This window comes from Pseudolactococcus reticulitermitis (assembly GCF_002260845.1).
In the GTDB taxonomy this organism is placed as follows: domain Bacteria; phylum Bacillota; class Bacilli; order Lactobacillales; family Streptococcaceae; genus Pseudolactococcus; species Pseudolactococcus reticulitermitis.
This window is the reverse complement of record NZ_BEDT01000004.1, coordinates 49,165-62,485: the sequence shown is the minus strand read 5'-3', so window position 1 is coordinate 62,485 and position 13,321 is coordinate 49,165. Positions and strand designations below refer to the sequence as shown.

Below are 13,321 nucleotides of genomic sequence, written 5' to 3'. Positions count from 1 at the left end.
CTTAACATAAACCAAAAAAGGAGAGACCATGCCAACATTTGTCAGCAAAGCAGCAGAAAAAGTCTATTATGAACAGCAAGCAAGTGAGGAAGCATTTCTCGCTTGGTATCTCAAACAAGATCATCCAACCTACGAAACACCCAGTGTCACCGTTGATAATGTCATCTTCGCCTACAATCCTGAGACCAATCGGGTCAATCTCCTCTTAATCCAGCGTAAAGCACATCCTGATTTACATCATTGGGCGCTGCCGGGTGGGTTTTTGGACAAAAATGAAGATACCACACAAGCTGCCATTCGTGAAGTTTTTGAGGAGACCCACCTCAAAATCGCGCCTAAACTCGTGGCGCAGCTCAAAACAATTGCAACACCTGGACGTGATCCTAGGGGGTGGGTGGTCACGGTTGCGCACCTAATCTATCTCCCTAACTTTCCTGAAACTCAGGCAGGAGATGATGCTGCGCGCGCCCAATGGTTTGATTTCTCGGTCAATCCTGAAACACACCAACTGCAAATTGACGGCATTCCTGACCATCTGTTGGCTTTTGATCACTCAGAGATTCTCAATACAGCCAGTCAAGTCATTCAAGATAGCTTTGAGACCAAACCGAAATGGCTCAATCTCCTGCCGGCTATTTTTAGCTGGCAACAGGTCGAAACGCTTACCAAACAATTTACTGGAAGCAATCTAGCAGACCAGCTCTTGCCTTATCGTGAGGCGTATTTTATCCCTACCGATACGCTCAACAAAGACGGTGATGATAACACACACACATTTTTCAGATTGAAATCAGAGATGTAACAGACAAAAAAAGCACAGGACTTGGCAATTAGCCAAAACCTGTGCTTTTTGAATTAATTAATTTTATGAGACACATAATCAACAACTTGACCTATCGTCAAGATATGTTCTGCATCTTCGTCAGAAATTTCGATACCGAATTCATCTTCTAAAGCCAAGGTGAATTCCATCAAGCTAATCGAGTCCGCGCCTAAATCAGCAACGATATTGGTTTCTAGCGTGATATTTTCAGCATCCAACTCCAAAGTCGTCACTAAATTTTCTTTTATTTTAGCAAAAAGCTCTGCTTTACTCATCGCCATTTATTTGTCCTCCTGATAATGTTGCACTAATTTCCCAACCACGTCAGTTTCTAGCATTTTATGCGTTTGTTTAAGTGTCGCAAAAATCGCGTCAGCATTTGAAGAGCCATGACTCTTGATGACAGGGGCTTTCAAACCGAATAAAACGGCACCACCTGCTTTCTCGTAATCTAGCGCATCTTTTAGACTGTAGAGAGATTTTTTCATCAGAACAGCACCGATTTTCGATAAAATCCCGCCATTAGTGATAGAAGATTTCAGCTGTTTCATCAAGCTAGATGCCGTGCCTTCGATTGATTTGAGAATCGCATTACCAGTGAAACCGTCCACAACGACGACATCAGCGACACCACTCATCAAATCACGCGCTTCGACATTACCAATGAAGTTCAAACTCTCATCAGCAGAAAGCAGCTCGTAAGCCTCTTTTTGCAATGGTGCCCCCTTACTGGCTTCAGACCCATTGTTCAAAAGTCCGATACGTGGAGATGACACGCCTCTGACATTTGAAGCGTAGAAAGAACCAAGAATCGCATAGTTATGAAGATGGTGTGCCGTATTCTCAGCATTGGCACCGAGATCCAACATATCAAAGCCTTTACCATCCAATGTTGGTAAAGTTGACATCAAACCGGGACGATCGACTTGCTTGATCCGCCCCACGGTAAAGATACCGCTCGCAAGGAGCGCACCGGTATTGCCCGCAGAAACAAGGGCATCTGCCTCGCCGTTTTTAACCGCTGTCGCAGCTAGTACCATGCTAGCTGTTTTTTTACGGCGAATCGCCTTAACGGGATCAGCCTCGCCAGAGTCAATCTTTTCAGTCGTGTGGACAATGGTGATATTGGTCTCATCGCTCAATAATGGGCGAATTTTCGCTTCGTCACCAAACAAAATAAACTCAGTGTCTGGAAATTCAGCTCGCGCCAGCAAACACCCCTCGACAACAGATTGGGGGGCAAAATCGCCACCCATTGCGTCAATCGCTAATTTCTTTTTCATTCTAACAATATACCATATTTTAGTTTTTTTTTCAATTTTATAACAATTGTGGGGTCTTTCACAAATTAACCAATCGTAGGCTGCCTATTTGAATGGCAAGTTTGTAATAAAATTTACAAGCGTAAACAAAGCAATTCTGTCTGATTTTGTATAAAATAAAGCATGTAACAAAAATTTTTAGAAATGATGAGGTTTTCCCATTGTCACATACACTAGTTATTAAAGGGCACCCCCTTACAGCTGAAACATCTTTCTCACTTAAAGCACTGGATCAATTCCTGTCGACTTATGAAGCAGCACATCCAAGTGACACAGTGACCATTCTCGATGTCTTCGCTGACAACGTCCCAGAAATCGACGCCGACCTTGCAGCAGCTTTCAATGCTCTAGCTTCAGGTACTGAATTTGCTAGCCTTAGCGCTGAGCAACAAGCAAAAGTTGCGCGTTTCGGTGAATTAACCGACCAATTCCTCGCTGCTGATAAAGTAGTCATTACCAATCCGCTTTGGAACTTAGGTGTGCCAACACGCCTGAAAGCATGGGTCGACACGATTAATGTCGCGGGTAGAACTTTCAAATACACTGCCGAAGGGCCTATCGGTCTTGCTGGCGGTAAAAAAGTGCTTCACATCCAAGCCAATGGTGGTGTCTACAATGGCAATGATGCCTCTTCTCAATACCTTAACAGTATTTTAAACTTTATCGGTATTGATGACATTACTTCTGTTTACATCGAAGGGCATGCCTATGACCCTGAACGTGCTGATGACATTTTAGCTGATGCCTTGGCTAAAGTTGACAGTATTGCCAAAGAGTTTTAATCAAAAATGCCTAACTCAATCGTCTGAGTTAGGCGTTTTTTGATTTGAGCAACTCTTCCAAATAAGTCAAAACTGCCTGATCTTTGTGATTGCCAATCACTCTGTCAGCTACAGCTTTAATCTCATCACGCGCATTGCTGGTGGCAATCGCCGTACCGGCATAAGTTAGCATTTCTAAGTCATTTAGATTATCCCCAAACGCTAGCATTCCTGCTGGCGAAATGGCAAATTTTTCAGCAATATGCGAGAGACCTGTTGCCTTACTGATGCCCGTTGGGATGATATCAATGGATTCAAATCCTGTCGTGACTGCCCGAACCCCTGTCACTTGTTGATTGACCCACGCCTCTCCCTCGAGTACTCGAGCCGCCGTAAAATTAACCGTTAATTTCAGAATATCATCTACAACACCTGAAAAATCTGGCAGCGCTTGCACATTTTTATAGTAAAAATTCGCTTTTTTCTTATAGTAATCGCTAGCCGTCTCTAAGATGTAGGAGCCATTGGCACCGCTGAGCAAGACGGAATCGTCCTGAATATAGTCAGATTTTCTGACGATATCTGCAATCTCTAACACTTTATCAAATGGCATTTTTTCTTCAAATAAAATGTGATCCTGATATTTGACAATGCCGCCATTTTCTGCGACGAATAGTATCCGGTCAGAAAAATCAGCAAACATCGCTTCCAAAGCCAAAAGCTGGCGACCAGATGCTGCTGCAAAAAGGATATTTTTTTCTTCCAATGCTGTTAAAATCTTATCAAATCGTGCTTTATCATAAGCACCATTGCCGTCTAAGAAAGTCCCGTCCATATCTGTTGCGATGAGTTTAATTGTCATGCTTTTATTATAACAAAAAAAGACGTATGACTACGACTTTTAAAATAGTTAGTTTAGTCAGCCCAGAGCGCTTTAACTTTTGCTTGCACTTCCTCATTTTCGAGGAATTCATCATAAGTTTCATCAATTCGGTCAATCACACCATTTTTCGATAAAACAATGATGTGATTGGCGATGGTTTGAATGAACTCATGGTCATGACTGGCGAAAAGTAAGCTACCTTTGTAGTTGGTCAGGCCTTCATTGAGCGATGAAATTGACTCCAAATCCAAGTGGTTAGTTGGATCATCTAAAACAAGAACGTTTGATTTCAAGAGCATGAGCTTGCTGAGCATGACACGGACTTTTTCACCACCAGACAAGACGTTGACAGACTTATTAACTTCCTCACCAGAGAATAGCATCCGACCAAGGAAACCACGCAAGAAAGTATTATCGTCTTCTTCTTTGCTGGCAAATTGACGGAGCCAATCAAGGATTGTTTCGCCGCCTGCAAAGTCACGCGAATTATCTTTTGGCAAGTAGGCTTGTGATGTCGTCACCCCCCATTTCACCTCGCCAGTATAGGCGATGTCGCCCATAATGGCACGGATGAGTGCAGTGGTTTGAATATCATTTTGCCCGATAAAAGCTGTTTTATCGCCTGGATTAAGGATAAAACTGATCTTATCCAAAATCACTTCGCCGTCAATTTTGACTGACAGATTGTCCACTTTCAGCAAGTCATTTCCGATTTCGCGGTCAGGCTTAAAGTTGATAAAGGGATATTTTCGAGAAGATGGGACAATCTCGTCCAACTCGATTTTATCCAACATTTTCTTACGAGATGTGGCTTGTTTGGATTTAGAAGCATTGGCAGAGAAACGCGCGATGAAATCTTGCAATTCTTTGATTTTTTCCTCGGCTTTGCGGTTGGCATCGCCTTGGAGTTTGAGGGCAAGTTCTGATGACTCTTTCCAGAAATCATAGTTACCAACAAAAAGTTTGATTTTACCAAAGTCCAAGTCTGCCATATGCGTACACACTTTGTTCAAGAAGTGACGGTCATGGGAGACGACGATAACGGTGTTTTCGAAGTTAATCAAAAACTCTTCTAACCAGTTGATAGACTGAATGTCCAGACCATTGGTCGGCTCGTCGAGGAGCAAAACGTCTGGCTTACCAAACAAGGCTTGTGCCAAGAGTACCTTGACTTTTTCGCCATTGGTCAATTCAGACATATTTTGCAGGTGAAGGTCATCAGGAATGCCTAAGTTTTGCAGTAATTGTGCGGCATCAGACTCAGCTTCCCAACCGCCAAGCTCAGCGAATTCGCCCTCAAGCTCAGCTGAACGCATGCCATCTTCATCAGTGAAATCTGCTTTCATGTAGATGGCATCTTTTTCAACTTTCACGTCATACAGGCGTTGATGCCCCATCAAAACAACGTCCAAAACAGGCACTTCTTCATAGTCAAAATGGTTCTGACGCAGAATACTCATCCGCTCGTCTGGGCCCATTGACGTGTGACCAGTGCTTGGCTCAATATCCCCTGCTAAAATTTTCAGGAAAGTTGATTTTCCTGCACCATTGGCTCCGATTAAGCCGTAGCAATTTCCCGGTAAAAATTTAATATTGACTTCATCAAACAGTTTACGGTCTGAAAACTGCAAACTAATATCGCTTACTTGTAGCATTTTTGTCCTCTTATCTTCAATTTACGTGCTGTTTCCATTTTAGCATTTTTGCAGGGAAATAAAAAGCCCGTGAACGCTCTAAATTCATGCGACTTAAATATTTTATTTTCTTAGTTTATCGTGCTTTAATAGAAAATATAAAACGAAGGATAGAGGATAAAATATCATGTACACAAATTTACCGATTGGGCCTAAAGATGCCATACTGGCTATTTGTCTTTTTACCATATTAGGACTGACTGTATTTTGCAAATGGACTTGGTGGGAATGCTGTATTTCTTTATTTGTTGTGTGCTTAGCCTATTTTGCAGGCGGTATGAAACAAGTTAAAAGGTTAGCATAATATTTTCTTGATACGACTGATAAAAAATCTCCACACTCTTTTGACACCTTGACATTCCCTCAGAATAATCGTAAAATAAGACCATTAGCAGAGGAAGTAGCTTGAGTCATACGCACCAGCGTATCCGAATTTTCAGGGACTTGTCGGTCATTGCGAGACAAGAATTCAACCAAGTGAATGGCCTGCGAAACGAACTGATGTTCAATCTGATGCAAAACAATAAGCATCACGGCTGTGCCCGATACCGCGCAATCCCTTGCTTGAGGGAGCTAAGAGACGGGAAGTGTTTTCCGTAATTTAAGGTGGCACCGCGTGTAAACGTCCTTGACAAATGATTTTGTCGAGGACTTTTTTTGTTTATCAGCTTTTCATCGCCTCAACTATAGACGAACCCATAAGGAGAATTTATTCATATGAAACCTATTATTTTAACCGGAGACCGCCCAACAGGTAAACTCCACATTGGCCACTACGTTGGCTCATTGAAAAATCGTGTGCTCTTGCAAAATGAAGATAAATACAAGTTATTTGTCTTTTTAGCAGACCAACAAGCCCTGACTGACCATGCCAAAGAGCCTGAAAAAATCATTCAGTCTGTTGGTGAAGTTGCCTTAGATTATCTAGCCGTTGGTCTTGACCCAGCCAAATCAACCATTTTCATCCAGTCACAAATTCCTGAACTCGCTGAGCTGTCGATGTACTATATGAACCTCGTGTCCTTGGCACGTCTTGAACGCAACCCGACTGTTAAAACAGAGATTGCTCAAAAAGGTTTTGGCGAGTCTATTCCAGCTGGTTTCCTCGTCTATCCAGTCGCCCAAGCAGCTGATATCACTGCCTTTAAAGCTAATCTTGTACCTGTTGGCAACGACCAAAAACCAATGATTGAGCAAACGCGCGAGATTGTCCGCAGCTTCAATCATGCTTACCAAACCGATGTCCTCGTTGAACCAGAAGGCCTCTATCCTGAAAATGAAAATGCCGGTCGCTTGCCTGGTCTCGATGGCAATGCCAAGATGTCTAAATCACTTAACAATGGCATTTTCATTTCTGACGATGCCGATACCGTTCAGAAAAAAGTCATGAGCATGTATACCGACCCTGACCATGTCCGTGTCGAAGATCCAGGTAAAATCGAAGGGAACATGGTCTTCCACTATCTCGATGTTTTTGGCACACCCGAAGATGCTGCAACCATTGCTGAGATGAAAGCCCAGTATCAAGCTGGCGGCCTCGGTGACGTCAAAACCAAACGCTACTTGCTCGAGGTCTTAGACCGTGAATTTGCGCCCATTCGTGCTCGTCGCTTAGAATACGCGCAGGACATGGGGCAGGTTTATGACATGCTGAAAAAAGGCTCTGAGCAAGCGCAGGCTGTCGCAGCTCAGACTTTGGATGAAGTCAAATCCGCTATGGGGATTAACTATTTTAAATAAAAACCATCAGGAGTGGTCGAATGTTGATAGGGCTTAAAAAATGGTTGCGCAGAAGTCGCGATCAATTTAAAACACGGCGTGGCAAGTTTCAAGCAAACATCTATCAGTTTCTTCATGATGAGCTGGTCGAAACGCAGATTTTCGCCCACCGAGGCAGTAAGTCCAATCGACCCGAAAACACCTTGGCAGCTTTTTCTGAGGCAATCAAAGTAGGGGCTGACGGCATTGAGCTTGATGTCCATTTGACCAAGGATAACCAGCTCGTCGTCATTCACGATGAATCCATCGACCGCACTACAAATGGCACAGGACTTGTCCGAAATCTGACCTTTTCAGAACTTCAGCAATTTTCAGCTGGTAGCTGGTTCAGCGCTGACTATACAGCTGAAAAAGTGCCTTTATTGTCTGAAGTGCTGGATTTGTTGACCCAGCTAAAGTTCACAGGCGTGCTCAATGTCGAAATCAAGACAGATAAATTTCAGTATGTCGGCATTGAAAAAATGACCAGTGACTTGCTCACCTCTCAGCAGTTTTCATTTTCTCATAGCTACAGCTCCTTTAATCTCCAGTCGATTCAACGCCTGTCAGAGCTTGAACCAGACGCAGATTTTTGCTTGCTTATGTCAACCTCTGAAGAAAAAATGCAGCTAGGCTTGGCGACTGATTACATCAGCCATTTACATCCTCGGCTCGATTGGCTGAAAAAAAATGCTGGTAGACTTGATAAACTTGGCAAACCCTTGCGACCTTGGACTTTAAACAATGACGTTGACATCTATTTTGCCTTTAACCATCAGTTGTCTGGCTTTATGACCGATTATCCCGCCCTAGCAGTTGAAATTAAGAAACGCTACAATCAAAAAAAATAAGCTGAATCTAGCTTATTTTTTTGACATTATTTACCACTCCTCATGAAAGCAATTACTTTTTGCATATCAGCATCAGAGAGTTTGTAACCCTTATCTTGTTTGTCAACTTTTACAGTCATCTCTTTTTCAGGTCCATAAGTTGGGTTTTGGACTGCTTTTTTCATGATGTCAACCGTGATAGTCATCGCCCATTCGCTTACTGCTGACTGATTTGTCATATCAACACCTGACTTCTCAATCGTCTCTGGTGTGATTTGTTTTTCAAGCTCTGATTGAAGAGTATCAAAACCAATAAAAGGTTTGACGGCAACTTTAACCTCAAAACCATCTTTTGTTTTTTCAGCAGATTTAACATCATATTTTGAAATTTTTAATAGGTCAACCGTCATCGTCTTCAACTCTGCTTTGGTTGTCTCAGTGACACCTGGACCATCAAAACTTTTGGCTAAATCATCAATATCAGCCGCAAATTGTGATTTGACTTCTTTTTCAGTCTGCTTAGTCACTTCAGCATATTTTTTCGTATCACCTTTTGTGAACGCATCTAAAGATGATTTAACAAACTCCTCAGCGTTTGATGCTTTCCACTCCGATGCACATGCTGCCAGACTGACCACTGCTAGTAAGCCCGCAAAGACTAACCCTACTTTTTTAAAGTGCTTCATTCCCTAATCTCCTTATATTTTCCATTGTTTCTACTCATTATAACATATTTTTGTTAAATATTTCATCAATTATTGTTTTTTTTGCTAATTTAGTTTTAAAATTAGAAATCGAAACACGCTATCCTTTCATAATATCAGCCCAACCGTCCAAACCGTCAATAAACTTCTTAGCCTTAATCTGTATACCGATATAATGATCGTAAAGCGCATCGATAAAAACGCGAATCTTCTTTTTCATGTCATCAGACAGATTGATACTCGGTAGTTTTTCTAAATCCATGGCCATAAAAGAGTGACACAGAAAAATCACATTGGGATCCAAGTGCGACCGCTTCATATCCGCATCAAAATGATGCCGACAAAGACACCCATTAAATTGATAAGAAAAATCCATGGGTAAATCTTGCCGGTGGCAAAACACACATTGCCCAAAATCCAACTGCGCACCAAAACGCGACATGATCTGCAACTCAAAAATAAAAGTCACCACGACCATATCAATCTGCTCCTCAATCAAATCCAGCGACTTCATCAGAAAGCCATAAAGCGGCGCATCGTAATGATTATCTGGTAGCGCGACATCCGCCAACCCAACCAGATAACTCGCATAAGCCTGAGCAAAAATATCCGCATTGATCAACTGATAAGGTCTCGCCTCACTAATATCAGAAATGAAACTCAAGCCATCGTCATTAATCGTCCCCAGCAACTCAAGCTGCGTAAAATTCTGAAGACTACTTGCAAACCGTGAATTTCCTGCATTTTTCACAAAGAACATCCGCTTGCCAAAACGCTCCGTAAAAATCTTGACTAATTTATCTTGCTCGCGATAATGCCGACTAAACAGCACCAACCCACGCGTCTCAACATTTTTCATATCCTCAACACCTTCTCATCACTTCATTATAACAAAAATAAAAAATTCCCCAAAATCAGGGAATTTCAATGCTTGCTGGAGATTAAGCAACATCATTTCACTTGATAAAAAATGAGGAGATTATAAGGCACGCTTTTCAGTCACGTATGCCGTCAAGCGTGCCATGGCTTTTATAATCACGGTCATGCTCGCCGCGTAACTCAAACGGATGTAGCCTTCACCATATTTGCCAAAAGCTGCCCCAGGGATAAATGCCACTTGCTTTTCGTTAGCAAAATCAAGCAAGAAATCAAAGGAATTTTGTTCTAAATCCACAGGAATTTTAGCGAAAATATAAAAAGCCCCGTCAGGTTTCGCAATCTCAAAGCCAAGCGGTGTCATCTGTGAGATGATATAATCTCGCCTGACGACATATTCTTTTTTCATCGTTGCCGCATCATCTTTACCATTGGTCAAAGCCTCAATCGCCGCAAATTGCGAAACGGTCGTCGCTGCCGTCACAAAATACTGATGCGTTTTAATAATCTGACGTGTCAAAACCGCGTCCGCAAAGATAAACCCAATCCGATAACCCGTCATGGCATGAGATTTAGATAGACCATTTAAAACAATCGTCTGCTCACGCGCAAATTCAGCAATCGACACGTGCTTTTCGCCCGTATAATTCAGCTCCGAGTAGATTTCATCCGAAATAACAAAGACAGGATATTTCTGAATAACTTCAGCCAGAGCTTTGATTTCTGCACGGTTATACGTCACACCCGTCGGATTGGACGGATAATTCAAAATCACAGCCTTGGTTTCGGGATTGGCAATCAAGGCTGCCTCTAACATTTCTGGCGTCAAAACAAAGCCATTGGTCGTCGTGTCGATTTCGACCATTTCCGCACCCGCAAGCTGAATCAAAGGTTCATAGCCCGGGTACAGGGGTGCAGGCGTCAACACCTTGTCACCCGTCACTAAGATAGACATGAGACTAGCAGAAATCGCCTCCGTCGCGCCGACCGTCACCAAAATCTCAGTTTCTGGGTCGAACTGCAAGTCATATTTTTCAGCCACAAACTGACTCGCCGCCTCACGCAAAGCCAGCAAGCCTGACATCCCAGTATAATGGCTCTCGTGCGCCTGAACAGCAGCCACAGCAGCAGCCTCGACATGCTCAGGCGTATTAAAATCTGGCTCTCCAAGCGTCAGTTTCAACATCCCCGGAATTTTCGACACCTCCTGATCAAAACGCCGAATCGCCGAAATTTTGATTTGATCCAAGTTCGAATTAAAAAGATTAGACACGTCCATTAGCTTACCCCAATTTCGTATGAAAAAAGGCACAAGATTGCGATATGCCCTTCATATTTTATTCAATTATACCCCTTTTTTATCATCTTCGCAATATTCTGTCAATGAAAGCTTAAAATATCTTATACCTTAAACAATAAATTAATTGAGCTATTTTATGATAATTCACTATGCGACATCTTTCTATTCAATGATACATCCTACAGTGGCTGAAAAAAATTATAAGAAAAGACCCTGTATCAATGATACAGAGCCTATATTTAATGCCCCCTGCAGATAAAAAGCATCGTATTCAACACTTTTATACAGAAAACTTACGCATTAGAAAGGCATTTGGGTTCTTTTATTTGAACTAATTCTACTACATTTTTTTATTTTTGGCAAAAAAATTGGCAAAAATAATTCTTCTATAATTGACAAAACTTTATTTATCAATCATGTTCTTTTCTATTCCAAGCAAAAGCAAATTGAGTTAAAATAAATAACCCTACAATCCATAATAGCATACTTATAATACTAATATCTGTTATTTTGAAATGTTCCAATTTAATAAAGTACTCGGTATTAGCACTAATAAATGACCAATCTATTATGTATTTTACTGGTTTAATATTCGAAAAATCTGTTAACATGGGTAGAAATGTTGCAACCATAACAATTCCAAAAGTAAATAAAGAGGCATGCATTTGGCTTTTAGCTAATAAACCAATTGATAAATTTGCTAGGATAAATATTAAAGATGTTGAGATTGCAATGATAAGATAAATAGGCCAACTTGGTATGCTTACTCCAAAAAATATTGGGAAAAATATACAAGTAAAAATAGAGAATAGAAAAGGATAGAAAATAATAGAAAAAATGTATTCCTGCATCTTGACACCACTTAGAATCAATGTTCTTAAATTTTTCTTTTCCTTTTCTTCTCCAATCATCATCGATACAAAAGAACCTGATGTCATACTATATACAAAATTTAAAGCAAAACTTAAAAGAAGTATACTGCCGTGAAATTTAGGTATAAGAGATAGAAGAGCAAAATCACCAATAGGCGTCCCAACACATATATACAACAAAGCTTTATTGCTTTTCAAGTATTGTGTTCTAAGCCAAATCAAACTTTTTAATCTATCTTTTTTATTCATTTGTAAACGCCTTTCCTGTTAATTGTATAAAAATAGATTCCAGAGATGATTCCATGGTATGAATACTGACTACATATTGTCCAAGATAGTTAGCAACTTCCTCTTTAGGAACAGTTATTTCTTTCCCATTTTGGAATCTAATCACGACCTTATTTTCATCACTATATTTGTCAATGATAGCTTGTGGTGCACCATACTCAATAATATTGCCTTGATATAATAAGGCAATATTATCGCAAATTTTAGTCGCTTCATTCATATCATGCGTTGTTAAAAATATCGTCACCCCTTTTTCTTTTAAATCAAACAAAATATCATGCACTTTTTGCGATAAAGTTGGATCTAATCCAGAAGTTGGCTCATCTAAAAATAAGATTTTCGGCGTATGGAGAATGGCACGGATCAAGAATAATCTTTGTTTCATACCTGTTGATAAATTCTCAGCCTTTTTATCCTTATCTTGATATAAATCTAAAGCTTTTAACAAATCATCAAGTACTTCAGTCGAAACATGATGAAATCTAGCAAAAAATTCTAGATTTTTATAGAGTGACATTTTTTCATAAAAACCAACCGTATCACTCATGAAGCCAATATTTAAAAGGTCATTAGCGGAAATATCCTTTGCATTTTTACCTAAAATAAAAGCCTGTCCATTATCCTGAACTAATTGCCCAGTTAAAATATTAATCGTCGTCGTCTTACCAGCACCAGACGGTCCAAGAAAACCAAATATTTCTCCCTCAGATACTGAAAAACTAATATCTGATAATGCTTTTTTATCGTTAAATTTTTTTGTTACATGTTGTAATTCAATCATTTTGCTCATTTCAAAACCTCGATTCTCTTTGTAAATTATTTAAAGCTATTCGTATTCGTAAAATAATCCATCATCTTTTCTTTTCATTCTATGTTCCTTTATAGATTTATATTTTAACCTTAAAAATCATCAATCTTAAAAAGTTGCATATCTGCTTACATAAAAATAGTACGCATATATGCAACCTTTTCTAAATAGATTTTTTTAGTGATAAAATATGTTCGTAAAGTAGTTCGAACAATTTACAATATCATTAAAAGAAGGAGGATAACATTATGGGATTGGCTTTAGGAATCTTTGCTACAAAAGTTATTATTGGCGGTGTAATCTATTGGGTTGCAAAACATTAATTAAAAAATAGTGATTTCATTTCACTGCCCCCTTTACATAACGGGGATTGAATAGGAAGAGCATGACAAAAATTATGCT

Annotated in this window: 13 protein-coding genes; 4 read left to right on the top strand and 9 right to left on the bottom strand. The window is 40.3% G+C overall.

What is annotated here, in order from left to right:
• The first annotated feature begins 28 nt into the window (after positions 1–28).
• Complete coding sequence (locus RsY01_RS07905; RefSeq protein ID WP_094785017.1) at positions 29–802, top strand: NUDIX domain-containing protein; 774 nt, start codon at positions 29–31, stop codon at positions 800–802.
• A 53-nt stretch (positions 803–855) separates the two neighbouring features.
• On the opposite strand, the gene acpP is transcribed toward RsY01_RS07905, so the two are convergent.
• A complete protein-coding gene (acpP, locus tag RsY01_RS07900; RefSeq protein WP_094785162.1) occupies positions 856–1,098 on the bottom strand; it encodes an acyl carrier protein in 243 nt (80 codons plus the stop codon).
• Between the two features lie 6 nt (positions 1,099–1,104).
• Positions 1,105–2,106, bottom strand: coding sequence for a phosphate acyltransferase PlsX (plsX, locus tag RsY01_RS07895; protein WP_094785016.1), 1,002 nt, complete (start codon positions 2,104–2,106; stop codon positions 1,105–1,107).
• 200 nt (positions 2,107–2,306) lie between these two features.
• Between plsX and RsY01_RS07890 the strand changes: the two genes are divergently transcribed.
• Positions 2,307–2,927, top strand: a complete 621-nt coding sequence (locus tag RsY01_RS07890) for an FMN-dependent NADH-azoreductase (protein ID WP_094785015.1) — start codon at positions 2,307–2,309, stop codon at positions 2,925–2,927.
• A gap of 28 nt (positions 2,928–2,955) precedes the next feature.
• Here RsY01_RS07890 and RsY01_RS07885 read toward each other — a convergent pair whose 3' ends face one another.
• Positions 2,956–3,768: a Cof-type HAD-IIB family hydrolase gene (locus RsY01_RS07885; protein ID WP_094785014.1), complete on the bottom strand. Its 813-nt coding sequence runs from the start codon at positions 3,766–3,768 to the stop codon at positions 2,956–2,958.
• A gap of 53 nt (positions 3,769–3,821) precedes the next feature.
• Positions 3,822–5,444, bottom strand: a complete 1,623-nt coding sequence (locus tag RsY01_RS07880) for an ABC-F family ATP-binding cassette domain-containing protein (protein ID WP_094785013.1) — start codon at positions 5,442–5,444, stop codon at positions 3,822–3,824.
• A gap of 756 nt (positions 5,445–6,200) precedes the next feature.
• Here RsY01_RS07880 and trpS point away from each other — a divergent pair.
• Together trpS and RsY01_RS07870 are read left to right on the top strand one after the other, a co-directional pair.
• On the top strand, positions 6,201–7,223 hold the full coding sequence (gene trpS / locus RsY01_RS07875) for a tryptophan--tRNA ligase (RefSeq protein ID WP_094785012.1): 1,023 nt from the start codon (positions 6,201–6,203) through the stop codon (positions 7,221–7,223).
• A gap of 20 nt (positions 7,224–7,243) precedes the next feature.
• Positions 7,244–8,092, top strand: coding sequence for a glycerophosphodiester phosphodiesterase family protein (locus RsY01_RS07870; RefSeq protein WP_094785011.1), 849 nt, complete (start codon positions 7,244–7,246; stop codon positions 8,090–8,092).
• A gap of 26 nt (positions 8,093–8,118) precedes the next feature.
• Here RsY01_RS07870 and RsY01_RS07865 read toward each other — a convergent pair whose 3' ends face one another.
• From RsY01_RS07865 to RsY01_RS07845, 5 genes are all read right to left on the bottom strand, one after another.
• On the bottom strand, positions 8,119–8,757 hold the full coding sequence (locus RsY01_RS07865; protein ID WP_094785010.1) for a hypothetical protein: 639 nt from the start codon (positions 8,755–8,757) through the stop codon (positions 8,119–8,121).
• A 118-nt stretch (positions 8,758–8,875) separates the two neighbouring features.
• Positions 8,876–9,634: a DNA repair protein RecO gene (gene recO, locus RsY01_RS07860; RefSeq protein WP_094785009.1), complete on the bottom strand. Its 759-nt coding sequence runs from the start codon at positions 9,632–9,634 to the stop codon at positions 8,876–8,878.
• 120 nt (positions 9,635–9,754) lie between these two features.
• A complete protein-coding gene (locus RsY01_RS07855; protein WP_094785008.1) occupies positions 9,755–10,930 on the bottom strand; it encodes a pyridoxal phosphate-dependent aminotransferase in 1,176 nt (391 codons plus the stop codon).
• 431 nt (positions 10,931–11,361) lie between these two features.
• Positions 11,362–12,072 (bottom strand): ABC transporter permease, encoded by a 711-nt coding sequence (locus RsY01_RS07850; protein ID WP_094785007.1) that lies wholly within the window; start codon positions 12,070–12,072, stop codon positions 11,362–11,364.
• Positions 12,065–12,892, bottom strand: coding sequence for an ABC transporter ATP-binding protein (locus RsY01_RS07845; protein ID WP_174655197.1), 828 nt, complete (start codon positions 12,890–12,892; stop codon positions 12,065–12,067). The genes RsY01_RS07850 and RsY01_RS07845 overlap by 8 nt, the downstream gene beginning before the upstream one ends.
• Positions 12,893–13,321: the final 429 nt, after the last annotated feature.

Coding starts and splice junctions, on each gene's coding strand:
- RsY01_RS07905 (WP_094785017.1), top strand. CDS start 29: ATGCCAACATTTGTCAGCAAAGCAGCAGAAAAAGTCTATTATGAACAG.
- acpP (WP_094785162.1), bottom strand. CDS start 1,098: ATGAGTAAAGCAGAGCTTTTTGCTAAAATAAAAGAAAATTTAGTGACG.
- plsX (WP_094785016.1), bottom strand. CDS start 2,106: ATGAAAAAGAAATTAGCGATTGACGCAATGGGTGGCGATTTTGCCCCC.
- RsY01_RS07885 (WP_094785014.1), bottom strand. CDS start 3,768: ATGACAATTAAACTCATCGCAACAGATATGGACGGGACTTTCTTAGAC.
- RsY01_RS07880 (WP_094785013.1), bottom strand. CDS start 5,444: ATGCTACAAGTAAGCGATATTAGTTTGCAGTTTTCAGACCGTAAACTG.
- trpS (WP_094785012.1), top strand. CDS start 6,201: ATGAAACCTATTATTTTAACCGGAGACCGCCCAACAGGTAAACTCCAC.
- RsY01_RS07870 (WP_094785011.1), top strand. CDS start 7,244: ATGTTGATAGGGCTTAAAAAATGGTTGCGCAGAAGTCGCGATCAATTT.
- RsY01_RS07865 (WP_094785010.1), bottom strand. CDS start 8,757: ATGAAGCACTTTAAAAAAGTAGGGTTAGTCTTTGCGGGCTTACTAGCA.
- recO (WP_094785009.1), bottom strand. CDS start 9,634: ATGAAAAATGTTGAGACGCGTGGGTTGGTGCTGTTTAGTCGGCATTAT.
- RsY01_RS07855 (WP_094785008.1), bottom strand. CDS start 10,930: ATGGACGTGTCTAATCTTTTTAATTCGAACTTGGATCAAATCAAAATT.
- RsY01_RS07850 (WP_094785007.1), bottom strand. CDS start 12,072: ATGAATAAAAAAGATAGATTAAAAAGTTTGATTTGGCTTAGAACACAA.
- RsY01_RS07845 (WP_174655197.1), bottom strand. CDS start 12,892: ATGATTGAATTACAACATGTAACAAAAAAATTTAACGATAAAAAAGCA.